This window comes from Streptomyces sp. NPDC048637 (assembly GCF_040650675.1).
Taxonomy (GTDB): Bacteria; Actinomycetota; Actinomycetes; order Streptomycetales; family Streptomycetaceae; genus Streptomyces.
In genome coordinates this window covers 90,084-112,841 of record NZ_JBEZHQ010000026.1, presented here as the reverse complement: position 1 = coordinate 112,841, position 22,758 = coordinate 90,084, and the positions used below count along the sequence as shown (strand labels likewise).

The window sequence follows — 22,758 nt, the reverse complement described above, 5'->3', positions numbered from 1 at the left end:
TCTCGTCCTAATAAGTAAGGAGCATGCGCCACCTTGACGGAGGCAGGCAACCCCTTATTCTGACGAGTGACAGACTGCTGCCTATATCACCTGACACTGAAGACCGATGTGGACCACTGGAGCTACCGATGCCGCGCGAGATCATCCGTCACAACGCGATTTACATGCAGGTTGCCGACCAGCTAGCGCAGGCCATCAAGGCAGGTGAGTACGAGGCCGGAAGCAAGCTTCCGAGCGAGACGGAACTCATGGACACCTACGGCATCAGTCGCCCCACAGCGCGCGCGGCAGTCTCCGAACTGCGCACCATGGGACTGGTGGAGAGCCGTCATGGACGAGGCACGTTCGTGCGCCCACAGAATGCACCCACATCAGCCCTTGCCAGGACGATCAGCCGTTCAGGCAAGCGTTACGGCGTCCCGGAGCTGGCAGAGAAGGAGAAGCCGTGCGTGACACGCGTCCATGTCCTTGGTACCCATGCCGAACTCTTGCAGCGGCGTGAGGAGGACGCGGACGACGCCTTCAGCGCTGATCACCTGATGACCGATCCGGATACCGGCGCCCGCATCTCACACCGGGTGATCATCCCCCTTGATGTTGCCTCAGAAGCGCCCACCCTGGCCGAGACGCCAGACGCACCCGTGACCGACCTATACGCGCACCTTGCCGAGGCCGGTCACACCCTCACGTGGCAAGAGTTCGTGACCGCGCGGACCCCGCTGCCGGACGAGCGCGAAGTGCTCGGCCTCACGGACGCAAGCCCGATCCTCATTACCTACCGCGTCACCTACGGCACCGATGACCGGCCGCTGATGTGCGAGGAGCTGCACACCGCCGCCGCACGGTCCCGACTCGTCTACCGGATCACCCCCGAGAAGGCACCCTCCAAGCGCCCCCGCCAGGCCAAGAGCTGATCGGTGTAACTCTTCTTCACTTCATCAAGGGCGCGCCTGCGGCGCGCCGGGCGGAGCCGGGCGCCCCGTCCGGGCTGCGGCCTTCGGCCGGTCCCGGCCGGACGCCCACCGCCCTGCCAGCAGCAGCACCCTGAACGTGAGAAGGCCCCCGCCAGCAGAGCCAGCGGGGGCTTTCCCGTGCCCTCGGAGCGCCGGGACGAGCGACCCCGGCCGGGGCGCGCAGCACCGCGTCAGCGGCGGCACGTCCGTGCGTGACGCTCGGCCTTGGAACGGGGCGACCCGAAGCCGGTCACAATCTGCCGCTTACGGCACCCCGCGCAGACCACCCAGCTCACGCCCCGCCCATCCTGTTCAATGTGCACCTCACTGCCCAGAGCAGTTTTGAGGTTCCGTCCCCATCCCATCCGACACCCCGATCTCCGCCTTAGCCGGCCCCAGCAAGCCGGCCCGGCAGGTCAGTACGTCATCACCCCTGCGGGGCGATCCGGCAGTAGCGCGCCCGGAAGTCTCCCGCGGCCTGCGGCACCGTGATCCCCTTCAGCGCCGTTCCCGCGCCATGCAAGGCCGTGTGGCGCTACGCGCCGCGCGCGATCTCGTGGGGGGCTCCTCCGGCCCCCACCCCCCACGACCAGGTGACCCAGCCGACCACCGTTGTGGTCACCGGTCAACACCCCACTACGCGGCCCGATTTCGGCCGCATCTTGGGTCCTCCAACAGCCGCACCAGGGCCCGTATCGCGGCCGGAGACAGCCACACCACACCCTCACCCAACGGGCCAGCGTGCGGAGATGCCCGCACTACCTCAGGGTCACAACCCGCCTTAGCCGCCGCTGTGTTGAATACCGCCGTAGCGTCTTCCGCATCCCGCCAACCGGTCAGGTAGTCCCCGCCACGCACCCAGAGACCTTCACCATCACCGTCATTGACCCAAGGAACCGCGTTCAACGCCCACACCCCCACTTTCTCTCTCGCTCTGTTCCACGTTGCCGCACGCCACCGAGGAACAATCCAGCCAATCAGGCGTCAGGTTGGCGCGCAAGCATCTAGACCGCTGATGCCTAACTAATCGAGAAAACCGTCTGACTGGAAGGTATTTTCCTGGCACGCGTTCGACCCCCTCCCATCAAACGAGAGGGGGCCGAGCCTTCGTTGCGATCAGCCGCCGCCGTACAGCAGGCACTGAAGCTCAGAGCCAGACGCGCAGGTCGGAGGGGTGATGTAGCCGTTCTGCTTCACCCAGCCGACAGCCCCCGCAGGCAGACCGCCAGCAGACGGCCGCAGGAGCCGGACCTTGTCCCACTGCTCAGGGCCGGGATTTCTGGCAGTAACTATCTCGACCTCATCCTCCGAGTACAGCATTCCTCGCGCCGCATACGAAGTATTCGGCCCCGTCCGGAAATTGAGACCGCCCACCATCACCAATTCCGAATTCGGTTTGCTCGGCGGAACTTCCGAGGCGTAAGCCGTTCCGATACCAAGACCCGCCATCGCCATAGCGCCGACAGCAGCGACGACTACCCGCAGACGCATGGGCTTCGACACAGACCTCACAGTGAACTCCCCTTCCAGGATCGATGACGAGCACTCCCGGAAGCCCGGTTGGGCGCTCGTCCTAACGAGTCACCAGCATGAGGGGCGGGCGGACGTGAGGCAACCTCTTATCCTAATAAGTTCGCCCATGAAGATGCCCCGTCACGCCCCCGGCTCAGGGGATGACGGGGCACCGGCCGTACTGGCGCGCCAACGCGGCCCCGGGCGGTCAGACGGTTCCGAACGCGCCGGCCTTGACGCCCACCACGAAGGAGGCGAACGCATCAGCGGTGAAGTCCAGCACCGGACCGTTCAGGTTCTTGGAGTCACGGACGGGGACGATGCCATGCGAAGCAAGGTTCGTGGCGACCGCAACGCACTGGCCGCCGTTGCCGCTGTATGAGGACGTGATCCAATGCAGGTCTTCGGTCGTCACGAGGTGCCCTTTCGAAGCTGTTCGATCATGGCTACGGAAGCCGCCTGAGAGAGGGCTTCGGCCTGTAGCTGATGGTAGGCCGTCAGTATGGGCAGCACGAACAGGCTTTCTCGTTCGAGGTGCCCACGCTGCGTTGACTCGGCGTACGACATGAGCGAGCGGTCAGGCATCGTGAGAACCGTGATGGGCAGGCTGAACGGCCTGCGCGCTCCCATGGTGAATGGCGCAACCTGCAACACAGTGTTCGGCCGTTCGGCGAACTCAAGCAAGCGCGCGAACTGAGCACTCATGATCGCGGGTGGCCCCATTGGTCGGCGGATGCATCCTTCATCAAGCACCGCGGCGATCAGAGGTGAGGGCGACCGCACCAGTGCGGCTTGCCTCCTGGCCACCAGTTCCACCCGCTCGTCCGCTTGCTCTGGGGTGATCGCCTCCCGCCGCACTGCGTCTGCTTCCAGCGTCGCCGCGTACTCCGGCGTCTGGAGCAGCCCAGGGATGACACCTACCTCATACAGCCTGATCTCTGCTGCCCGCGCCTCGTGCGTGACGTACTCCGGGAAGCCTTCAATGAGCGCGGTTTGCCGTGCAGCCCGCTCCTGACGCTCGAACTTGTCACCTGTGCCGAAGGCCTTGTCAGCGCTCGCCGCGAAATGAGGAGTTGGAGGACGCCGACCAGTTTCTACGGCCGAAATGTGCGTCCCGGAGTACCCCATGCGCGTCCCAAGCTCGTCCTGCGTCCAGCCGCGCTCATCGCGCAGCGCACGTAACCGCTGGCCGAAGCGCTCACCGGGCGACCCTTCAGGGTCCAGTTCTTTACGGTTCACCATCTTGGCGCTCAACTCCCCGAGCAATTCACGCAAGTTGAAGACAGCCTGACTGTAGGTCACGCTGAACTGGCTTGGTAGTGGAAGCGCTACGGAGAGGAGCGGACGTTGGCCCGGAAGCAGTCTCCCAACAAGCCCCACCCTCACCGTGCGACGGCCGGGAGGAGGAAGAGTGAACCCCGACTTCCCCGAGCGCGGTGAACCCCCGATGCGGTCCGCATTGAAGGCGCCGCCATGTGACTGTGAGCACCCGATGTGCCCCAACGTGAAGAGCCCAGATGCCACCGTGCAGCCGGAGCAAGAGCGAGCCGCCAACAGCGACAGCGAGACGTTGACACGCCTTCGTGCGCGGGTGCACCAGGACTACGCGCGGTGGCAGCAGTACGGACCACTGGGGCGGTTGCTGTGATAGAGGAAACCAGAGTTGACCCCTTCGCCGACACACCATACGCAAACAGCCCCAAAGGCTGGTGGACGAAGTACGGCGGCGCGATGGACGTTAAATCGGGCGTGATCCATATTCCGCTTGGTTCCCCGCACGTTCCATGTCGATGGCCCCGCTGTACGCAGGGATGCCCGGGAGGGAGTGCGCAGACGTGAAACGCGTATGCGAAGTGGCTGCCGCTTTTACGGGACCACTGCTCATCATCATGATCAGTGGCTCATGTGGATTCGTCATCGGAGCTTCATTCCGCCTCTAGGCTCCCACCCCTACCGAATATCGCCGGATCAATGCTCTCCCACATAAATTCGGAATCCCGGTAGGGGTGGGCCTCAACTCCGCAATTAGGGGAGTTCCCGGGACGTCGGTACCCCATCGCGGCCGGCGGTCCAACTGATTGCGGGTGCCCGGCCTTTCGTAGGGGAGGGCCGGGCACAACCAAGCCAACAACAAGGAAGATGGATGAGCGGGCAGCATTCCATAACCACATCGGTCTATGTCACTTCGAGTGGTGGCCGATACCACATGGCCAACGACTGCGTGGCACTTGGCAAACACAAGGCCCCAAGCGTGGTGGTGGTATCGCTGACCAAAGCCCAGCGGGCACGCAAGAGCCCCTGTCGGTTCTGTGACAACCGCTCTGGAACTTCCAACTAGACCCCCGGCAATCGAGTCCGCCGGGCGTGCTCCTCACGGAGGGCCCAACAAACCACACCGGCCCCAGTCTCGTTTTTCCCCAAGTCTCCGGGACGAAGAGGGGAGCACGAAAGGCCATCCGAGGTTCCAGACAGCTTCGGATGGCCCCAAAACGCCGCCTTGTACTGAAACTCATCGTTTTTCGGTACGGGGCGGGCAACACCCATCCTGCTGCCTTCCAGGGCAGCGGAAGCCGGGTGTGCAAAGAAATACACACAACCGAAAAGGAGAGTGCAGCAGTGACTACCGTCGAACTCCCCAGCGCTGAGCGCGTAGCGGAGCGAGCAACGGAAATCCTGGCAGCAGTTGAGGCTGACCATGAATTCCCCGCCTTCGTCGCGGCCAGCCTCAAGTACGACTCCGATTGGCAGTGCTTCACCGGCTCCGTAGTTGTCGCCGAGTACGACCAGGAGCAGGACAAACACGGGCTCTTCGCGGAAGGGCTCAAGGCCCTGTGCCTCAAGGCAGCCATGTTCGAGATGACCGGCGACGAGAACGCGGCGGAAATCCCGATCGCTGTCCCCGTGGACGAGATGACGCACGCGATGATCGCGCAGCCTCAGCTTCTCGCCCGCATCACGGCGCGGGTCGGTGCGCCCATCATCCACCAGACCGACCAGGAACACACGGATTGGCGACCGGAGGACTTCACCCACCAGGCGTATCGGGCGGCATGGGGCGAGCCGCCCGCCCGCTTCTGGATCGACGCGGACGAAGTCGCCCGCCGGCTCAAGTGGCTCGACGAGAAGTATGCGGCCATGGGCTTCCGAAAGCAGGGGCAGGCGCATTCCTTCCGCTTCACCGCGGATGAACTCGCCAGCGTTGCTGCATAGCGGCTAGCTGAGCGCCTGCCGAAGAACCTGGAGCGGATCTAGCGTCGGGAAGTCGCGCCGAATCTGCTCTTGCGCCTGAGCAATAAGAGATTCGAGCAAGACGGGCGCAGCCCCGTACAGCACGTCATGCAAGTACGCCACCAGCGCGGAAGGGTCGGGCGGCAACTGCAATTCGGCGGTCAGTGGCACGTTTTCGCTCTTGTAGCGAGCCGCAGGCAGCCCGACCTTTTCCGGATGGACGCAGACCGGTGTCCCGTCACTCAAGTACCGGTGTCCGTCCCCCTTGCTGAAGGGGCATTCCGGCGTCGGACGCTCGAACACGTCGAACTCTCCAACGGCGTGGAAGCGGGACGGACAGATGCCGCAAGCACCGTGGTGTACGTCGCCGTTCACGAAGGGTTCAGGCATAGCCGGAGCCTAGCTTTCACAAGCATCACAGACACCCGTTTCGGACTGCAGTCACCCCGCGCGGGGATGAGCGACGAGACGGGTTGCAGGGCCCGTTGCGGGGCCGCTGGGCGTGTTCCGCAACGGATGAGGAGCTAGCCCACGGTGCGCACCGTGCAAAGTTCCGCCCCCGTCCGTGCGTTGCCACCATGACTCACGGACGGGGCTCTTGTGCCTCAGACGGAGGCGTATCCATGCATCACTGCAATCTGTCCGCCCGCGCACCCTGTGCGGCGCGCCCTCGGCCCCACACGCGCGAATCCAGATCTCCGGACTCATCTGCTGCGGCTGCGGCCATCCGGTACCAGTTGACCGCCTTTTCGCCGTCGCTGCTGGGAAATGTATTGGCACACAAGGTCATCAACCGAGCAGCGACGGACCAAAGTCGCCGGTGTCCAACTGTTGCTGATGGCAGGGGACCCCGATCTGTTGTGGCAACCCTGGGCCGACCACCGGTGAGGCACGGCGATGACCTCACCGACATTCATCCTTCACTCATCGGAAACCGCTCATGCAAATAGAGAAGTATCAGTGAGGCGACGGAACGTGGCTTCCAACCCAGCTCCTTGACGAAGGTCGATCTTTTAATCAACTCCCTCGCGCGCGCCGCCATGTTCTCGTCGATTTCTAAATTGAGGTTCGTGCGTTGCCTGCCGGTGTCGACCTGCATAGCTAAAGCTTCTTTAGGCTGCGGCCGGAAAGTTCCATCCAGAAGCTCACCGAGGGCTTGCTCCCCGAGACTAGAGAGATCGATACCAGCATTTTCGGCGGACGATCGAAAGTGATCCCTCTCGACATCCCACACGTAAATCACAATACCTCGCTTGCCGCTCTCCGTGATGCGAGATGGAAGTTCAGCTAACGTATTAGCGGAATACGCTTCTACTCCCGCCTTGTCGATGTACACCTCGACCAGGAGGGACCATTCACGAATGGTGTCGGAGGACAGTACAGACCCTGCGGGGATCTGCACCCAGGTCGGCGGCTCCTTGACTCTCCTCAACACCTCGGTGAGGTTTACCCAGAAGAGACTTCCTAAATCCAAATCATAGACAACCCCCAGAACAGGGATGCGGCTTCCCCTCCAGTCGTCATAGTGGTCATCGATAGGAACTGCGTATCCGCGGGCACGCTTATATTTCTTGCCGCTCTTTACTTGAATCGCCACGACGTGCCCGGTACGACGACCATCCCGTGCCAGAGAAACGATGAGGTCTTCTCCGTAATCGCTACCCCCGTCGACCTCATGGACAATGTGATCATGCTCCTCCAACAATGCCCGCAGACTGTTCACGCCTGCCCGCTCAATGCGACGGCTCGGACGGATGGTCGTCATCGCCCTCCCTAAACTTCGTCCGGACATCTACGACGGCCCCACCCACCCCTCCGGGAGGGACCTTTTCCAGTTAGCGTGTCTACCGCCTTCGCTGGACGCACAACAAGTCCCTAAGCGCCCTCGCTACCCCCGCGTACTGCTGGAGGATGCCTGGGCGCTCAGCTGGTGCTGTACCCCGCAAGCAGACGCACATACCGCCAACGATGGCGACGCAGATGAATACGACTCTGAGAAGCAGAGCGGCCGACAAGGTGAACATGGCTAGCAGCGCGACCGGCGATGCGCTGGCTAGGTCGGTGATCTTTCCCCACATAGAAAACTCCTCCACGGAGGCTGCGTGCCGTCTCATGGAGGGTGGCGAACCTGGCTCGACCCCACGGGACGGGAAATTTCTCTCCTGGCCGGCGCCCTCGAAGGGAAGCGCGTCCGAGTGGGGTCCGCTCTCGGTAGCGTGTGGGAGCTAAGCTCCACTCTCTTAAAGTAGCAGCTCGACACCCCTGGGCCATAGGTCTTAAGGCATGCTCATGTTCTTGCCAAAGGCGGAAGCTTGACGCCTCACTCCACTTGCGCCGATTCGGAACCGCTTGCCACAGGGGCCGATCTCCCCCCTACGGCAGCACGGAACCCACTCCATAGGCTCTGCTCCCAGGTCGACACCAAGTCATCACCAGACCCCGCACAGTCCGGTTTGAACTGGTATGAACAGGGATTGAGGGTAGACCATGATGAGCCGCCTGACCTGCACAGATGCCCGTCAGAGGGGTATGCCCTCCGCTCGTACGGTGAACTTCCAGTTCACGCAGCAGAGGGCGTATGCGATCCGGAACGGCCGTCTTCGCGGGCAGGTGCGGGATGTCGCCTATCAGGGCATCACTCCTGAGTTCTGGGGTTCCATGGAGGCGGTCGGAGGACCGCAGACGTACGTCCTTGGAGGCGCTTTCAACTGCGGAAAGGCTCAACCTGGCCAGGTCGCCGCGGTGTCCCACGGGTGCCCGTCAGCGCTCTTCCGGCAGGTGAACATCCTGAACACCACGGAGGAATCGGGCCGGTCCTGACGGGGAGCGCGCCGTTACGCCTTGCGGCCGGGCCGCCGCCCGGCTGTCGGGGGGCGGCGGACGATGTCGTCGGAGCCGTCAGGCTCGCCAGGCGGGAGGGCCTGCGGATCGCGGTGCGCTCCGGCGGCCACAGCTGGTCCGCCTCACACCTGCGTGACGGCACGGTGCTGATCGACCTGTCGAATCTGCGGCACGTCGCGGTCGACCGGGAGGCGATGACCGGCACCGCCCAGCCGGGCATCAAAGGATCCGAGTTCAGCGCGGTGCCGGCAGATCAGAACCTGTTCTTCCCCACGGGGCACTGCTCAGGCGTCTCCCTCGGCGGGTATCTGCTGCAGGGCGGGTTCGCCTGGGCCGGGCGGGACTACGGACCGGCCTGTATGTCGGGCACCGGCATCGACGCGACAGCCCGCACGCCCGTCGATGGCCTACTCCGTGGAGGACGAGCTGTATGACGCGCTCTATGCGGCGTGGACCGATCCGGCCGACGACAGCGCGTACACCCGGTGGGTGACCGACCACATGCGCGCGTGGGAGCCCTGCGCCAGTGGCATCCAGCTGGCCGACGAGAACCTGCTCAACCGCCCGTACCGCTTCCTGACCGACGAGAACCTCCGTCGGCTCGACGGCCTCCGTGCCACCTGGGATCCGGACGGGATGTTCGTGTCCTGGCTCGGCCGGCCGGCTGAGCGCTGACGGTTCCCTGCCCCGCTCGGCCCTGCCCCGCTCGGTCGCCGGAGTGGCTGGTGGACACCCATCGGGCGCCGTCCGCCCGTGACGGCGCCCTCCCGTGCCGGGCAGACCGCTCGATAAGCTCTGCTCCCAGGTCGACACCACGTCATCACCCCGTCCCGCACAGTCCGCTTTCCACCAGGAGGCCGGTCGATGAGCACGCGCAGGTCGCGTACGAACACCCCGCACGAGATCGTCGAGCGGGCACTGGAGCTCTCCCGTGCCGACGGCTGTGTGGTCATCGCCGATGAGCACTCCAGCGCCAATCTGCGCTGGGCGGGCAATGCGCTCACCACCAATGGCGTCACCCGCGGCCGCACACTGACGGTGGTGGCGACCGTGGACGGCGGACAGGGCAGCGCGTCCGGTGTCGTCTCGCGCTCCGCGGTGACCGCGGACGACCTGGAGGGGCTGGTCCGGGCCGCCGAGGCGGCCGCCCGGGAGTCCGGGCCCGCCGAGGACGCGCAGCCGCTGGTCGGCGGCGAGAAGGCGTCCGCCGACTTCACCGAGGCGCCCGCCGAGACCTCCTCGGAGGTGTTCGCGGCGTTCGCGCCGGCGCTCGGCGAGTCCTTCCGGCAGGCCCGCTCCGGCGGCCGGGAACTGTACGGCTTCGCCCACCACGAGGTCGTCTCGTCATATCTGGGCACCTCGACCGGGCTGCGGCTGCGGCACGACCAGCCCACCGGGACGCTGGAGCTGAACGCCAAATCCCCGGACCGCACCCGCTCGGCCTGGACCGGCCGGGCGACCCGCGACTTCACCGATGTCGACCCGCGGGAACTGGACACCGAGCTGAGCCGGCGGCTGGGCTGGGCCGGGCGGCGCATCGAGCTGCCCGCCGGGCGGTACGAGACGCTGCTGCCGCCGACCGCCGTCGCCGACCTGCTGATCTACCAGATGTGGTCGTCCGGGGCCCGGGACGCCGCCGAGGGCCGTACGGTCTTCTCCAGGCCGGCCGACGGCGACGGCGCGGCGGGGCCCGGGGCGGGCACCCGGCTGGGCGAGCGGCTCAGCGAGCTGCCGCTGACGCTGCGCAGCGACCCGCGGGCGCCGGGTCTGGAGTGCGCACCGTTCGTCCTGGCGCACTCCTCCGGCGACGATGCCTCGGTCTTCGACAACGGGCTGCCGCTGACGGCCACCGACTGGATCCGCGAAGGGGTGCTCAACCGGCTGCCGACCACCCGGCACAGCGCCGGGCTGACCGGCCTGCCGGTGGCACCGGGCATCGACAACCTCCTTCTGGCGGGCGGTGGTTCGCGCTCGCTGGACGAGATGGTGGCGGCCGCCGGCCATGACGGTCCCGCGCTGCTGCTGACCTGCCTGTGGTACATCCGCGAGGTGGACCCGGCGACGCTGCTGCTGACCGGTCTGACCCGGGACGGTGTCTATCTGGTCGAGAACGGCGAGGTGGCCGGCGAGGTCAACAACTTCCGGTTCAACGAGTCGCCGGTGGACCTGCTGTCCCGGGCGGTGGAGGCGGGCCGTACGGAGCGGACCCTGCCGCGCGAGTGGGGCGACTACTTCACCCGCGCCGCGATGCCGGCGCTGCGCATCCCGGACTTCAACATGAGTTCGGTCAGCCGCGGGGTGTGAGACACCTGAGTGCGCCCGGCCCGTCGCGGCGGGCCGGGCGGGCGCACGGCGCGGGAGTGTCGTAGCGGGCTAATAGACTGTCCGCTTGTCCTCCCGTTTGGGAACCACGATCGATCAGGAACGCCATGACACGCCTCGGCGAATCCGTCGCCCGCGCCACCACGCTGCTCTCCACCGACCTCTCCTCGGACGCCACGGTCCAGGAGCTGCTCAAGGAGACGGGCGCACGGCGGTATCTGGATCTGACGGACCTGCCCGCCAAGGAGCAGGCCGCGCTGATCGCGGCCCGTACGGTCGAGGTCCTGCCGGGCGTGGAGAAGCTGGCCGAGCGGATCGAGGAGCGCCGGGCGGCCGGCACGGGCCTGCACATCAAGCTGGGCATCGACCCGACGGCGACCGATGTGCACCTCGGGCATGCGGTCCCGCTGATCATTCTGAGCCGGTTCCAGCGGCTGGGTCATGACGTCACGCTGATCATCGGTGACTTCACCGCCAAGATCGGCGACCCGTCGGGCCGTACGGCCGAGCGCCCGCCGCTGACCGACGAGGACATCGCGCAGAACCTCGCCACGTACCGCGAACAGGTTCGTCCCTTCTTCGACTTCGAGAAGGTCAGCTTCCGGCAGAACAGCGAGTGGCTGGCGCCGTACACCTTCCCGGAGCTGCTCTCACTGCTCGCCCAGGTGCCGGCCTCGCAGCTGCTGCAGCGTGAGGACTTCCGCAACCGGCTGGCGGCCGGGTCCGGTCTGACCATGACGGAGCTGCTGTACCCCATCGCCCAGGGCCTGGACTCGGTGGCGCTGGAGTGCGATGTGGAGCTGGGCGGCTCCGACCAGCTGCTCAATCTGCAGATGGGCCGCAAGCTGATGGAGCTGCGCGGGCAGCGGCCGCAGCTGGTGGTGACCATGCCGCTGATCGAGGGCACGGACGGCACCGGCGCCAAGATGTCCAAGTCCAAGGGCAATTACGTCGGGCTGAGCGCGCCCGCCGACGATGTCTTCGGCAAGATCATGTCGGTGCCGGACCGGCTGATGGAGCCGTACCTGAAGGCATGGACGGAGTGGACCGACGAGGAGATCGCGCTCGTTCTGGGCCGGATCACGGACCGCTCGCTGCACCCGATGGACCTCAAGAAGGTCCTCGCGGGCGAGGTCGTGGCCGCGCTGTACGGGCTGGACGCGGCGATGGCGGCGCGGGCCGGTTTCGTGGCGCAGTTCTCCAAGAAGTCGTTCTCCGATGTGGAGTCGCTGCCGTCCGTCGATGTCGCTGCGCACGGCGCGGAGACGGTGGCGGCCGTGCTGACGACGGTGCTGGAGTTCACCCCGAGCGCCTCGGCGGCGCGGCGGCTGGCCAAGCAGAATGCGCTGCGGCTGGTCGTGGAGGGCGAGGGTGCGGGGGGCCAGCAGACCGTGGTGCTGGCGGAGGCCGACGCGGTCCGGCCGCTGGGTGAGGTGCTGGCCGAGAAGCTGGCGGACACCACCGGCGTCGCGTACCTGAAGGCCGGCCGCAAGCTGGGCCGGCTCGAAGGCCGCTGAGACGGCAGAACGTACGGGCGGCCGGTGCGCGGGGGTGCGCGCCGGCCGCCCGTGGCGTGACTCGGCTGGGGCCCGCCTTCCGGTTCAGGGCGCGAGCGCGCCCGTCATCCGGGAGACACGCCCTAGGTTGCCTGTTTCTTGCGGCCCCGCATGGACATCCAGAGGCGGTCACCGATGGCGACGACGAGGACCGCGCCGGCCAGTTGCAGCAGATGCCGGATCCAGTCGATGCCCCTGGTGTCCGCCACCCCGATGCCGGTGGCCGCCCAGTTGCCGAGGACGCTGCCCAGCATGCCGAAGATCACGGTCAGCCACAGCGGAATCTGCTGCTTGCCCGGGATGATGGCCTTCGCGATCAGGCCCAGCACCAGGCCCACGATGATGGCCCACAACCACGTCATGTCGTCTCCTCTTGCGGCGCGGTGCAGATGACGGTCGCTCCGTCAGTGTCGCCCCGCTTCGACTACGGCGCACGCCGGAGCCGCTCGTACGCACGGTGTCCCGGCCGGACCGGGCGCAGCGGGGCACGACCCGGTCTCGAAGGCGGCGCAGTCGCGGCGTACCGTGGGAACCGACCGGACATCGGGGAGAATCCGGCATGACCGACCAGGTGGTGGAACGTGATGCGGAAGCAGAGCAGCGGCCAGACCTTCCGGATCACGGGGGCCCGGCAGGGGCTGTCCGAGGATGTCCGCGGGCGGCAGCGCCGGTATGTGATCTCGATGGTGGTGCGGACGGTCGCCGTGGTGCTGACCGTCGTGCTGTGGAACATCGAGCGGCCTGTGGCCATCGCGACGTTGGTACTGGGGCTGGCGCTGCCCTATATCGCGGTCGTCATCGCCAACGCGGGCCGGGAGAACGCCCCTTCGCTCCCGAAGACGTTCGTCGCGGGCCCGACCAGGCCGATGCTGACGCCGGGGGCCTCGGACGCCCCGGCGGAGTCCGTTCCGGAACGTCCGGCGGCGGGCTCTTCGGCACCGCAACACGACCCGAGCTGATCATCTCCCGGTCTGCAAAGCTCAAGAAAAGCTCAGATCAATCATGGAGTTCCGGTGCACTCGGCACCATCCCCCGTGACATACTGCGTACGCGCTCCGCATCCCCCGTCGGAGCGACGGACCGACGCCGGGCGGCTCCCCCCGTGGCTGCCCGGCGTCGTCATGTCCGCAGGGCCTGACGGTGGGATCGCCGGGCCGGGACCGTGATCCCAGGACGTAGGGTTGAGGCCGTGAACTCCCCGAATCCCCAGGACTCCGCCGACAGCACCGTCATCTGCTCCGCGAAGGGCTGCCGCGCCGCGGCCGTGTGGGTGCTGGCCTGGAACAACCCGAAGCTGCACACTCCGGACCGGCGCAAGACCTGGCTGGCGTGCGAGGAGCACCGGGAGCATCTGTCGCAGTTCCTCGGGGTGCGCGGCTTTCTGAAGGATGTCGTGACGCTGGCGGAGTGGGAGGCGTCGGCCGCCGGCCGCTGAGGCCGGACCGGCTCAGCCGCCGATCGCGGACATCGGGCGCTCCGGCTGCAGGAACGACGGGTCGTCCAGACCGGAGCCCGCCTTCTTGCCCCACATCGCGACCTTCCATATCCGTGCGATCTCGTCATCGGGGGCCCCGGAGCGCAGGGCGGTCCGCAGGTCCGTCTCCTCGGTGGCGAACAGGCACGTACGGACCTGGCCGTCGGCGGTCAGCCGGGTGCGGTCGCAGGCCCGGCAGAACGGGCGGGTGACCGAGGCGATCACTCCGACGCGGTGCGGGCCGCCGTCGACGATCCAGCGCTCGGCGGGTGCGGAGCCCCGCTCGTCCTGGCCCTCGGGGGTGAGCGCGAAGCGGGTGCGCAGCGAGGCGAGGATGTCGCCTGCGGTGATCATGCCGTCGCGCTTCCAGCCGTGCTGTGCGTCCAGCGGCATCTGCTCGATGAAGCGGAGTTCGTAGTCGTGGGCTATCGCCCAGGCCAGCAGGTCGGGGGCCTCGTCGTCGTTGAGGCCCGGCATCAGGACGGTGTTGACCTTGACCGGGGTCAGACCGGCCGCGCGGGCCGCCTCCAGGCCGCGGAGGACATCCTCGTGCCGCTTGCGGCGGGTCATGGCCTGGAAGACCTCCGGCCGGAGGGTGTCGAGGGAGACATTGACGCGGTCCAGGCCGGCGTCGCGGAGGGCGGCGGCGGTGCGCTGCAGGCCGATGCCGTTGGTGGTCAGCGACATCTGGGGGCGCGGGGTGAGGGCGGCGACGCGCTCGACGATGCCGGGCAGACCGGGGCGGAGCAGCGGCTCACCGCCGGTGAAGCGGACCTCGTCGATGCCCAGGTCGCGCACGGCGATGGTGATCAGCCGGACGATTTCGTCGTCGGTGAGCAGATCCGGCTTGGCGAGCCACTGGAGGCCCTCCTCCGGCATGCAATACGTGCACCGCAGGTTGCACCGGTCGGTGAGCGAAACGCGCAGGTCGGTGGCCACGCGGCCATACGTGTCGATGAGCACTGGGCCCCCTCCCCAAGAGTGATGGCTCGGTACGTCTCCTTCGGTGGATCAGTACGTCTTCGAGCCTACGCGATGGGTGTGACAGTGCGCAGAGATGAGAAGCACGAGGTGGGCGGGGGTGGTGTCGTAGCTCTCTACGACACCACCCCCGCCCGGCCCTGTGCGGACGCCTCAGCCGGGCCGCGTCAGTGGGCGCCGGTCCCGGTCAGCGAGCGGACCTCCAGTTCGGCGTACTTCTGGGCGTCCGGCTCCTCCTTCGACAGCAGCGACCCCAGCCAGCCGAGCAGGAAGCCCAGCGGGATGGAGATCAGGCCCGGGTTCTCCAGCGGGAAGAAGGCGAAGTCCGCGCCGGGGAACATCGAGGTCTCCTTGCCGGAGACGACCGGGGAGAAGAGCACCAGGAAGACCGAGGAGGCGAGGCCTCCGTAGATGGACCACAGCGCGCCCTGGGTGGTGAAGCGCTTCCAGAACAGGCTGTAGAGGATCGTCGGGAGGTTGGCGGAGGCGGCGACCGCGAAGGCGAGGGCCACCAGGCCGGCGACGTTCAGCCCCCGGGCGAAGACGCCCAGCACGATGGCGACCGCGCCGATGCCGACGGTCGCCCAGCGGGCCGCGCCGACCTCCTCCTTCTCGGTGGCCTTGCCCTTGCGGAGGACATTGACGTACAGGTCGTGCGCGAAGGACGAGGACGAGGCGAGGGTGAGGCCGGCGACCACCGCGAGGATGGTGGCAAAGGCGACGGCGGAGATCACGGCGAGCAGGATGGCGCCGCCGGTGGAGCCGGCGCCGCCACCGATCGCCTCGGCGAGGAGCGGGGCCGCGGTGTTGCCCGCCTTGTTGGAGGCGGTGATCGTCTCGGGCTTGATAAGGGCGGCGGCGCCGAAGCCCAGCGCGATGGTCATCAGGTAGAAGACGCCGATGATGCCGATCGCCCAGTTCACGGACTTACGGGCGGCCTTGGCGGTGGGGACCGTGTAGAAGCGGATGAGGATGTGCGGCAGGCCCGCGGTGCCCAGGACGAGGGCGAGGCCCAGCGAGATGAAGTCGATCTTCGAGGTGGCGGTGACGCCGTATTTGAGGCCGGGCTCCAGGAAGGCGGAACCCTTGCCGCTGTTCTCCGCGGCGGCGCCGAGCAGCGACGAGAGGTTGAAGTGGAACTTGAGCGCCACCAGGAAGGTGATGAGCAGGGTGCCGGCGATCAGCAGGACCGCCTTGACCATCTGGACCCAGGTGGTGCCCTTCATGCCGCCGATGGTGACGTAGAGGATCATCACGATGCCGACGAGGACCACGACCAGGATCTTGCCCGCCTCGCTGGTGATGCCCAGGAGCAGGGTGACCAGCGCGCCCGCGCCGGCCATCTGGGCGAGCAGGTAGAAGATCGAGACGATGATGGTGGAGGTGCCCGCGGCCGTACGGACCGGGCGCTGGCGCATCCGGTAGGCGAGGACGTCACCCATGGTGAACCGGCCGGAGTTGCGCAGCGGTTCGGCGACCAGGAGCAGCGCGACGAGCCAGGCGACGAGGAAGCCGATGGAGTAGAGGAAACCGTCGTAGCCGAAGAGGGCGATGGCGCCGGCGATGCCGAGGAAGGACGCGGCGGACATGTAGTCGCCCGAGATGGCCAGCCCGTTCTGGAATCCGGTGAACTGCCTGCCGCCGGCGTAGAAGTCCTCCGCGCCCTTGGTCTGCCGGCCGGCCCAGACCGTGATGGCGAGGGTGGCGGCGACGAAGGCCGCGAAGAGGGTGATGATCAGGGCGCGGTGTTCGCCCGCGCCGCCGGCCGCGAGCTGCTGCACGAGCGGCTGCTGGGTCAGGTTCATGCGTCACCCTCCAGGCGGGACTTGATGGCCTCGGCCTTCGGGTCGAGCTGTGCGGCGGCGTGCCGGGAGTACCACCAGGCGATGAGGAAGGTCGTCGCGAACTGGGCGATCCCGAGGACGAAGGCGACATTGAGGTGACCGGCGACCTTGAGGGCCATGAAGCCGCCTGCGTAGCTCGACAGCAGCACATATCCGAGGTACCAGGCAATGAAGGCGACGGTGAGCGGGAAGGCGAACGAGCGGTGCGCGCGGCGGAGTTCATCGAATTCCGCGCTCGACTGCACCTGGAGGTAGTCGGGCGGCTCATGCGTCCCCGGGTCGAGGGTCGGTGCGGCACTCACGGGATCTCCTGACGCGAAGGGGCTGGTTTCCCAGGGGCCGGTCCGGGATCTGCACGGGAGCGCCCCCGACCGGTCATAAGGCTTATATAAGTGATCTAGGTCACGCATGGTAGAGGCGCGTCACACGATCCGACAGGGGTGCGTTGGTTGAATCCCAGAAGAAACCGGGGGAATGCCCGCGCCGACCGCCACCGCGTGCGGGGCGCTTCGTTGAGCCCGGTGTGAATCCGCCGCCCCAGGCCCCGCAGCCACCCGCTCCCCGACGGCGCCCGTACGGCAGTGTCCGGCTGCCGGCGCCGCTCACCGTCACCCCGCCGGAACCCCGGCCGGGGACCACCGCGGCCGCCCGCCGCTGGTACGGCCCGCGGATCGCCCTGCCCCCGCTGAGCATCACCGCCCTGCGGCGCAACGGCTGACCGGTCCGCCCGCGGGGACCGTCCGGCGGCGGAGCGGGCAGCGGCAAGACGGGCGACGACTCACCGGCCATGGCCGCGACGGCGGCCACGACGGGGCGGCCAGATCACGCCGCGGTCGGCTGACGCGCCATCAATTCGGGGCTCATGAAAGGTTTTCGCCCCGTTTTTTTCCGTTTCCATTGCTGTCCGCGAGTGATCGCCGATAACTTCACGTCTCACTGCACCCGCCCGTGCGCAATCCGCCGCACGGGCGGTCTCCCGGATGATGTGGAGTACCCATGGCTCATCCCCGTTCCAGACGCATGCGGGCGCTGGCCGTACCGCTCGGACTGGCGCTGACGGCGTCGCTCGGTTTCCTGCCGAACGCGGCCACCGCCGCGCCGCAGGACTCCGCCCCGGCCGCAGCGGCCTCGGCCGACGGCCCGCTGCTCTCGTACGTCGTGAACACCACGCCCGGCCACACCACGGTCGGCAAGGTCAAGAAGGCGATAGCCCAGGCCGGCGGGAAGGTGATCATCGCCCATGAGCAGATAGGCGTGATCGTCGTCCACTCGGCCAACCCGCAGTTCGCCGCCACGGTGCGGACGGTGCCGGGCGTGCAGTCGGCGGGCGCGTCCCGTACCGCGCCGCTCAAGGCACAGGGCACCACCGACGTCGGCAAACCGCAGAAGGTCGACCTGCCGAAGTCCCAGCTCAAGGCGGCCGGCCAGGCAGCGAAGGCGAACGGCGCGGAGCCGCTCGAACCGCTGCAGTGGGACCTGCCCGCCATCAAGGCCGACAAGGCCGCGAAGGTGAACCCGGGCAGCAAGAAGGTCACCGTCGCCGTCATCGACACCGGCGTGGACGACACCCACCCCGATCTGAAGGCCAACTTCTCCGCGAAGCAGTCCGCCAACTGTGTAGGCGGCGTGGCCGACACCTCCAAGGGTTCCTGGCGCCCCTGGAACCCGGACGAGGACTACCACGGCACACATGTCGCGGGCACGATCGCCGCGGCCCGCAACGGCGTCGGCGTGGCGGGGGTCGCCCCGGGCGTGCAGATCTCCGCCCTCAAGGTCAGCGAGCCGGAGACGAGCCTCTTCTACGCCGAGAGCGTCGTCTGCGCCTTCGTCTTCGCGGCCGACCACGGCGTCGAGGTCACCAACAACAGCTACTACGTCGACCCGTGGATGTTCAACTGCAAGAACGACGCCGACCAGGCCGCCATCATTGATGCGGTCGGCCGTGCTGCGAGCTACGCCCAGCGCAAGGGCGCGATCAACGTCGCTGCGGCGGGCAACTCCGACCTCGATCTGGGGGCGGCCAAGCTCACCGACGACTCCAGCCCGAACGACACCACCCCGGTCGAGCGCACCATCACCCCGAAGACCTGCTGGGACGTGCCCACCCAGCTGCCGGGCACGGTGACGGTCGCGGCGAGCGGAGTGCAGAAGCTCAAGTCCGGTTACTCCAACTACGGACTCGGCCAGATCGATGTGGCCGCGCCGGGCGGCGACTCGAAGCAGGTGCCCGAGCTGCCCGCCAAGAACGGCAACATCCTCTCCACCATGCCGGGCGGCGACTGGGCCTACCTGGCCGGTACGTCCATGGCGAGCCCGCATGTCGCGGGTGTCGCGGCGCTGCTCAAGAGCGCCCACCCGAAGTCCAGCCCGCAGGAGATCCAGTGGCTCCTCAAGAAGCAGGCGGACAACCCCGGCTGCCCCACGGGTGAGACGACCTGCACCGGCACCAAGCATGTCAACAGCCACTTCGGCTACGGCATCGTCGATGCACTGGACGCGGTGAAGAAGTAACTCCACAGCCGGTAACGGCAGTTGCGGGGAGGGCCGGGTGATCGCACCCGGCCCTCCCTTCTGTCGTCCGGTGAGCGGGCCCGTGGGGCGGTCAGGCCAGGTCGCGGCCCAGGAAGGCCGCCAGCCGGTCCGTGGCGCTCGCCCCGGGCGGAGCGGGGCGCTCCGGGGCGAACGAGCTGCCCTCGGTGCGCGGCGCGGCGCCATAGATCCGGCGTGCCGCGGCCAGGGTCTCCTCGGCGGCCTCCGGCGCCAGTCCGGTCGGCGCGCCGGTTGCCCGTGCCAAGTCCCAGCCGTGGGCGAGGAGTTCGACCACGACCTGCTGGACGATCATCGCGCCGGGCGCCTCGTAGGGGCCGTAGGTGCGCTGGAGCATCCCGCTGCCGGTGAAGGCGGCGAGGGCGGCGCGTACCGAGTCGAAGAAGGCGGCGCGGTGGTCGTCGCCGAGGTGGTCGGCGGTGTGGTCACCGCGCGGGGCGTCCTCGGCGATCGAGGTGGCCATCAGGTTCTCCCACACCATGTGGTCGAGCAGCTGCCGTACGCTCCACCCCGCGCACGGTGTCGGCAGCGCGAGGTCCTCGGGCCGTACGGCGGCGACCAGGGCGGCGACGTCCCGGGTCACCTGCTCGTAGGCGCGCAGCACCCGGTCCGGGTCGGTGCCGTCGAACGCGGAGCGGTCCAGCTCGTACGGCCCGGGGTGGGCGCGCAGCGCGGCCGTGGTCCAGGTGCCCGCGGTGTCCCAGCGGGGTGGCGCGGGGCGGCCGGTGACCGTGCACAGCAGCTGCCAGTAGCGCTCGACAACGGGCTCGGCGGCGGTCTCCAGCTGTTCCAGCAGCCGGGCGCGGGCCGCCGGGTCATCCTCGGTGGGGGGGGGTCGGCGGTGCCGGTCTGAGTGGGGAGCCAGGCGGCGACCAGCTCGGCGATGACGGGCTCCGCGGCCGGGGAGTCCGGCGCGATGCCGGCCGCGACGGCCTCCTCACCCCGCACCCGCATCAGCTCCGCAACACGCACGGCGGCCTGCTCCTGCCCGGCCGGGTCCGGCTCCCCGGCGGGGCGCGGCTCGATCGCGGCGTGCCGCTCCCCCGGGGCGTCCGACGCGATCGTGGCGTGCCGCTTCCCCGCGGCGTCCGGCTCCGCCGCCGCCCGTGCCGTCCGCGAGCTGTACTCGGCCAGCCGGCGCAGCGCCGCCCGTAGTTCCGGCTCACGGACCAGGGCGGCCAGCTCGATCCAGGCGCCGATCTGCTCGGGGGTGGGGTCGTCGGGCAGGTCGGGGGTGGCGGCCAGCAGACCGCTGCGGTAGGCGGGGGCGTCCACCCCGTCGAGGGCGTCCTCGACGAAGTCCCTGATGATCCGGCGGCGTTCCCGGGCCGACAGACGGGCCAGTTCGGTCATGTACGGCAGCTCCTCTGCTGCGCTGCCCCGCGCGGCCACCGAACGCAGCACGGCGCACTGCAGCCGCAGGGTGCGGATCTGCGCGTCCAGCGCGTCCGCCCACTGCGCCGCCGTCTCGGCGACCCGTGCGCTCGCGGTGCAGCACGGACCGGATGGCCGCCAGTCCGATGCCCAGGTCGCGCAGGCTGCGCACGATCTCCAGGCGGGCCGGGGCGTCCGGGCCGTAGAGCCGGTAGCCCGCGGGGGTGCGGGCGGCGGGCGGCAGCAGGTGCTGGTCCGACCAATTGCGGATGGTCTTGACCGGAACACCGGTGAGCTGTGCCAGTTCGCCGATGGTGAGCAGACCTGTGCCGTCCTCGTTCATGCCGTCCACTCTCGGGTCTCCCACGGAGGGAGACGCAAACCGCGGCGCACCCGCGGGCGGCCCGGACCCCGCGGTGGCCGCCCGCCGCCCCCTCAGCGCCTTACGGTGTGCCCGCCGTCCGCAGCTCCTGCGCCCGCCGTGGTGTGGACCGCGGAGCCGTGGCGGCGGACCGCAGCACACCGTCGGCCAGCGCCCACTGGGCCGCGACATAGGTGAACATGATGCAGAACTGGGGGGCCGGGAGCTGCGGCCAGTGCGCGATCCCGCTCGCGATCAGGGTGTCGGAGAGCAGGAACAGCAGCCCGCCGGCCGCGGCCCACGGGCCCGCCCGGAGCGCGCCGAACGCCATCGCGGTGAGCAGCAGGCTGTACCCGGCGACCGGGATCCGCAGCTCCGCCGGGAGGTCCGGCCACAGCAGCACCACCGTGCCGGCCAGCAGGACGGCGTACGCGGCACCGGCCGCGGCGGCCCGCCCCCGCCGGCCGGCCGCGGGACCCGCCCCGTGCCGGGCGAACAGCAGCAGATAGCAGACATGTCCCGCGGCGAACGAGCCCATCCCCACCAGGAAGGCGAGGTCCCCGCCGATCTGGAGGAAGGTGTCGCCGCCACAGCCGAAGAGGAGCGCCCCGGCGAGGAGCGGGGGGCCGCCGCGCGCCAGCGCATAACCGGCGAGCACCGGCATCAGCACGGGCTTGGTGATCTGCACGACGGGCAGGACGCCCCCGAGCAGCGCCCCGAGGTGCACGACGCCCAGCAGGACGAACACCCACAGCAGCGGCTGTACGGCCCGCGGCCACCGTGCCGTCACGCGGCCGGCTCCTCGACGGAGGCGTGCGCCCGGTCCCCGGACGGGCCCGCCTTCCGGGCCGCCTCGGCGGCGACCCGCTCGGCCGGCTGCCAGCCCGGCCCGCGGAACACCCGCCCGGCGCGCTCACGCCAGCTGTCCGCGGCCCGTATGTCCCGCGCGATGGCGGCGTACTCATGCGTCGCCACCCGCAGCGGGTTGAAGGTCTCGATGTTCTTGGTGAGCCCGTAGACGGGCCGCTCGGTCTCGGCGACGAACGAGCCGAACATCCGGTCCCAGATGATCAGAATCCCGCCGAAGTTACGGTCCAGGTAGCCGCCCTGTGAGGCGTGGTGGACGCGGTGGTGGGACGGGGTGTTGAGCACGAATTCGAAGGGCCTCGGCAGCTTGCCGATCCGTTCGGTGTGCACCCAGAACTGGTAGAGGAGGTTGGCCCCGGAGGTGAAGGCGATCGCGGCCGGGTGGACGCCGAGGGCGACCATCGGGACGTAGAACGGCCAGACGGTCCACGTGGTCCAGGGCTGGCGCAGTGCGGTGGTGAGGTTGAACTTCTTGCTGGAGTGGTGCACCACGTGGCAGGCCCACAGGACGCGGATGACGTGGTGACCGCGGTGCGACCAGTAGTAGAAGAAGTCCTGTGCGAGCAGCATCAGGAGCAGCGTCCACCACAGCACGGGCACCCGCAGCGGGGTGAGTTCGTAGACCGCGGCGTAGATCGCCACGATGGGTATCTTCCACAGCGCGTCGAACACGAGGCTACCGAGCCCCATGCCGACGCTGGTGGCGGCGTCCTTCGCCTCGTAGCCCGTCGCATCCTCGTCGGGATGCAGGCGATAGCTCACCATCTCCACCACAGTGAGCAGGACGAAGGCCGGTACGGACCACAACACGACATCGGGCAGGTGCGGCATGTCCCGCACCATAAATGCGTTGACGGGGGTGCCGCTAGGGGTTGTTACTGAGAAGTATGTAAGACGT

The 22,758-nt window shown here is 68.2% G+C and carries 25 protein-coding genes and 2 pseudogenes; 12 read left to right on the top strand and 15 right to left on the bottom strand.

The window, feature by feature from the left end:
- The first annotated feature begins 128 nt into the window (after positions 1-128).
- Positions 129-914 carry a GntR family transcriptional regulator gene (locus tag AB0C46_RS27995; protein WP_362831122.1) on the top strand — a complete coding sequence of 262 codons (786 nt, stop codon included), beginning with the start codon at positions 129-131 and terminating at the stop codon, positions 912-914.
- Between the two features lie 1,155 nt (positions 915-2,069).
- Here AB0C46_RS27995 and AB0C46_RS27990 read toward each other — a convergent pair.
- The 3 genes from AB0C46_RS27990 to AB0C46_RS27980 all read right to left on the bottom strand — a co-directional run bounded on the left by AB0C46_RS27990 (position 2,070) and on the right by AB0C46_RS27980 (position 3,707).
- The gene (locus AB0C46_RS27990) at positions 2,070-2,456 is read right to left on the bottom strand and encodes an SH3 domain-containing protein (RefSeq protein ID WP_362831121.1); all 387 of its coding nucleotides are present in this window, start codon (positions 2,454-2,456) and stop codon (positions 2,070-2,072) included.
- Between the two features lie 217 nt (positions 2,457-2,673).
- Complete coding sequence (locus AB0C46_RS27985; RefSeq protein ID WP_362831120.1) at positions 2,674-2,880, bottom strand: DUF397 domain-containing protein; 207 nt, start codon at positions 2,878-2,880, stop codon at positions 2,674-2,676.
- Positions 2,877-3,707, bottom strand: coding sequence for a helix-turn-helix transcriptional regulator (locus tag AB0C46_RS27980; RefSeq protein ID WP_362831147.1), 831 nt, complete (start codon positions 3,705-3,707; stop codon positions 2,877-2,879). Before AB0C46_RS27980 ends, AB0C46_RS27985 begins: the two co-directional genes overlap by 4 nt.
- A gap of 262 nt (positions 3,708-3,969) precedes the next feature.
- On the opposite strand from AB0C46_RS27980, the gene AB0C46_RS27975 reads away from it, so the two are divergent.
- Together AB0C46_RS27975 and AB0C46_RS27970 are read left to right on the top strand one after the other, a co-directional pair.
- Positions 3,970-4,113, top strand: coding sequence for a hypothetical protein (locus AB0C46_RS27975; RefSeq protein ID WP_362831118.1), 144 nt, complete (start codon positions 3,970-3,972; stop codon positions 4,111-4,113).
- Positions 4,114-5,081: 968 nt separating this feature from the next.
- Positions 5,082-5,675 carry a hypothetical protein gene (locus tag AB0C46_RS27970; protein WP_362831117.1) on the top strand — a complete coding sequence of 198 codons (594 nt, stop codon included), beginning with the start codon at positions 5,082-5,084 and terminating at the stop codon, positions 5,673-5,675.
- A gap of 3 nt (positions 5,676-5,678) precedes the next feature.
- Here AB0C46_RS27970 and AB0C46_RS27965 read toward each other — a convergent pair whose 3' ends face one another.
- From AB0C46_RS27965 to AB0C46_RS27955, 3 genes and pseudogenes are all read right to left on the bottom strand, one after another.
- Entirely contained in the window at positions 5,679-6,083 is a 405-nt protein-coding gene (locus AB0C46_RS27965) for a hypothetical protein (RefSeq protein ID WP_362831115.1), read from the bottom strand.
- Between the two features lie 268 nt (positions 6,084-6,351).
- Positions 6,352-6,510, bottom strand: a pseudogene (locus AB0C46_RS27960) (XRE family transcriptional regulator); the annotation flags it as partial.
- A 96-nt stretch (positions 6,511-6,606) separates the two neighbouring features.
- Entirely contained in the window at positions 6,607-7,458 is an 852-nt protein-coding gene (locus AB0C46_RS27955) for a DUF4365 domain-containing protein (RefSeq protein WP_362831114.1), read from the bottom strand.
- Between the two features lie 722 nt (positions 7,459-8,180).
- On the opposite strand from AB0C46_RS27955, the gene AB0C46_RS27950 reads away from it, so the two are divergent.
- The 5 genes from AB0C46_RS27950 to tyrS all read left to right on the top strand — a co-directional run bounded on the left by AB0C46_RS27950 (position 8,181) and on the right by tyrS (position 12,373).
- Positions 8,181-8,513, top strand: coding sequence for a metallopeptidase TldD-related protein (locus AB0C46_RS27950; RefSeq protein WP_362831112.1), 333 nt, complete (start codon positions 8,181-8,183; stop codon positions 8,511-8,513).
- A complete protein-coding gene (locus tag AB0C46_RS27945) occupies positions 8,447-8,968 on the top strand; it encodes an FAD-dependent oxidoreductase (RefSeq protein WP_362831110.1) in 522 nt (173 codons plus the stop codon). The genes AB0C46_RS27950 and AB0C46_RS27945 overlap by 67 nt, the downstream gene beginning before the upstream one ends.
- Positions 8,949-9,209: a hypothetical protein gene (locus AB0C46_RS27940; protein WP_362831109.1), complete on the top strand. Its 261-nt coding sequence runs from the start codon at positions 8,949-8,951 to the stop codon at positions 9,207-9,209. The genes AB0C46_RS27945 and AB0C46_RS27940 overlap by 20 nt, the downstream gene beginning before the upstream one ends.
- A gap of 189 nt (positions 9,210-9,398) precedes the next feature.
- Positions 9,399-10,838: a metallopeptidase TldD-related protein gene (locus tag AB0C46_RS27935; RefSeq protein WP_362831108.1), complete on the top strand. Its 1,440-nt coding sequence runs from the start codon at positions 9,399-9,401 to the stop codon at positions 10,836-10,838.
- Positions 10,839-10,963: 125 nt separating this feature from the next.
- Positions 10,964-12,373, top strand: coding sequence for a tyrosine--tRNA ligase (tyrS, locus tag AB0C46_RS27930; protein ID WP_362831107.1), 1,410 nt, complete (start codon positions 10,964-10,966; stop codon positions 12,371-12,373).
- 122 nt (positions 12,374-12,495) lie between these two features.
- Here the strand turns inward: tyrS and AB0C46_RS27925 are convergent, their stop codons facing one another.
- Positions 12,496-12,774 (bottom strand): GlsB/YeaQ/YmgE family stress response membrane protein, encoded by a 279-nt coding sequence (locus AB0C46_RS27925; RefSeq protein ID WP_362831106.1) that lies wholly within the window; start codon positions 12,772-12,774, stop codon positions 12,496-12,498.
- 222 nt (positions 12,775-12,996) lie between these two features.
- Between AB0C46_RS27925 and AB0C46_RS27920 the strand changes: the two genes are divergently transcribed.
- Positions 12,997-13,371 (top strand): DUF3099 domain-containing protein, encoded by a 375-nt coding sequence (locus AB0C46_RS27920; RefSeq protein ID WP_362831105.1) that lies wholly within the window; start codon positions 12,997-12,999, stop codon positions 13,369-13,371.
- 230 nt (positions 13,372-13,601) lie between these two features.
- Positions 13,602-13,847, top strand: coding sequence for a hypothetical protein (locus AB0C46_RS27915; protein ID WP_362831104.1), 246 nt, complete (start codon positions 13,602-13,604; stop codon positions 13,845-13,847).
- 12 nt (positions 13,848-13,859) lie between these two features.
- Here the strand turns inward: AB0C46_RS27915 and moaA are convergent, their stop codons facing one another.
- From moaA to AB0C46_RS27900, 3 genes are all read right to left on the bottom strand, one after another.
- Positions 13,860-14,849: a GTP 3',8-cyclase MoaA gene (moaA, locus tag AB0C46_RS27910; protein WP_362831103.1), complete on the bottom strand. Its 990-nt coding sequence runs from the start codon at positions 14,847-14,849 to the stop codon at positions 13,860-13,862.
- Positions 14,850-15,034: 185 nt separating this feature from the next.
- Positions 15,035-16,672, bottom strand: a complete 1,638-nt coding sequence (locus tag AB0C46_RS27905; RefSeq protein WP_362831102.1) for a cation acetate symporter — start codon at positions 16,670-16,672, stop codon at positions 15,035-15,037.
- Positions 16,669-17,013 carry a DUF485 domain-containing protein gene (locus tag AB0C46_RS27900; RefSeq protein ID WP_362831100.1) on the bottom strand — a complete coding sequence of 115 codons (345 nt, stop codon included), beginning with the start codon at positions 17,011-17,013 and terminating at the stop codon, positions 16,669-16,671. Before AB0C46_RS27900 ends, AB0C46_RS27905 begins: the two co-directional genes overlap by 4 nt.
- A 221-nt stretch (positions 17,014-17,234) precedes the next feature.
- On the opposite strand from AB0C46_RS27900, the gene AB0C46_RS27895 reads away from it, so the two are divergent.
- Positions 17,235-17,429, top strand: a complete 195-nt coding sequence (locus AB0C46_RS27895; RefSeq protein ID WP_362831098.1) for a hypothetical protein — start codon at positions 17,235-17,237, stop codon at positions 17,427-17,429.
- Positions 17,430-17,707: 278 nt separating this feature from the next.
- Positions 17,708-19,222 (top strand): S8 family serine peptidase, encoded by a 1,515-nt coding sequence (locus AB0C46_RS27890; RefSeq protein ID WP_362831097.1) that lies wholly within the window; start codon positions 17,708-17,710, stop codon positions 19,220-19,222.
- 91 nt (positions 19,223-19,313) lie between these two features.
- Here AB0C46_RS27890 and AB0C46_RS27885 read toward each other — a convergent pair whose 3' ends face one another.
- From AB0C46_RS27885 to AB0C46_RS27865, 5 genes and pseudogenes are all read right to left on the bottom strand, one after another.
- A complete protein-coding gene (locus AB0C46_RS27885; protein WP_362831096.1) occupies positions 19,314-19,862 on the bottom strand; it encodes a TIGR03086 family metal-binding protein in 549 nt (182 codons plus the stop codon).
- Entirely contained in the window at positions 19,838-20,611 is a 774-nt protein-coding gene (locus AB0C46_RS27880) for a hypothetical protein (RefSeq protein WP_362831094.1), read from the bottom strand. The genes AB0C46_RS27885 and AB0C46_RS27880 overlap by 25 nt, the downstream gene beginning before the upstream one ends.
- 193 nt (positions 20,612-20,804) lie before the next feature.
- Positions 20,805-20,975, bottom strand: a pseudogene (locus AB0C46_RS27875) (MerR family DNA-binding transcriptional regulator); the annotation flags it as partial.
- Positions 20,976-21,075: 100 nt separating this feature from the next.
- A complete protein-coding gene (locus AB0C46_RS27870; protein WP_362831093.1) occupies positions 21,076-21,783 on the bottom strand; it encodes a lysoplasmalogenase in 708 nt (235 codons plus the stop codon).
- A complete protein-coding gene (locus tag AB0C46_RS27865; protein ID WP_362831092.1) occupies positions 21,780-22,691 on the bottom strand; it encodes a sterol desaturase family protein in 912 nt (303 codons plus the stop codon). The genes AB0C46_RS27870 and AB0C46_RS27865 overlap by 4 nt, the downstream gene beginning before the upstream one ends.
- Positions 22,692-22,758 lie beyond the last annotated feature (67 nt).

Coding starts and splice junctions, on each gene's coding strand:
- AB0C46_RS27880 (WP_362831094.1), bottom strand. CDS start 20,611: ATGACCGAACTGGCCCGTCTGTCGGCCCGGGAACGCCGCCGGATCATC.
- AB0C46_RS27995 (WP_362831122.1), top strand. CDS start 129: ATGCCGCGCGAGATCATCCGTCACAACGCGATTTACATGCAGGTTGCC.
- AB0C46_RS27955 (WP_362831114.1), bottom strand. CDS start 7,458: ATGACGACCATCCGTCCGAGCCGTCGCATTGAGCGGGCAGGCGTGAAC.
- AB0C46_RS27925 (WP_362831106.1), bottom strand. CDS start 12,774: ATGACGTGGTTGTGGGCCATCATCGTGGGCCTGGTGCTGGGCCTGATC.
- AB0C46_RS27935 (WP_362831108.1), top strand. CDS start 9,399: ATGAGCACGCGCAGGTCGCGTACGAACACCCCGCACGAGATCGTCGAG.
- AB0C46_RS27980 (WP_362831147.1), bottom strand. CDS start 3,707: ATGGTGAACCGTAAAGAACTGGACCCTGAAGGGTCGCCCGGTGAGCGC.
- AB0C46_RS27965 (WP_362831115.1), bottom strand. CDS start 6,083: ATGCCTGAACCCTTCGTGAACGGCGACGTACACCACGGTGCTTGCGGC.
- AB0C46_RS27920 (WP_362831105.1), top strand. CDS start 12,997: ATGCGGAAGCAGAGCAGCGGCCAGACCTTCCGGATCACGGGGGCCCGG.
- AB0C46_RS27905 (WP_362831102.1), bottom strand. CDS start 16,672: ATGAACCTGACCCAGCAGCCGCTCGTGCAGCAGCTCGCGGCCGGCGGC.
- AB0C46_RS27865 (WP_362831092.1), bottom strand. CDS start 22,691: ATGCCGCACCTGCCCGATGTCGTGTTGTGGTCCGTACCGGCCTTCGTC.
- AB0C46_RS27950 (WP_362831112.1), top strand. CDS start 8,181: ATGATGAGCCGCCTGACCTGCACAGATGCCCGTCAGAGGGGTATGCCC.
- AB0C46_RS27890 (WP_362831097.1), top strand. CDS start 17,708: ATGGCTCATCCCCGTTCCAGACGCATGCGGGCGCTGGCCGTACCGCTC.
- tyrS (WP_362831107.1), top strand. CDS start 10,964: ATGACACGCCTCGGCGAATCCGTCGCCCGCGCCACCACGCTGCTCTCC.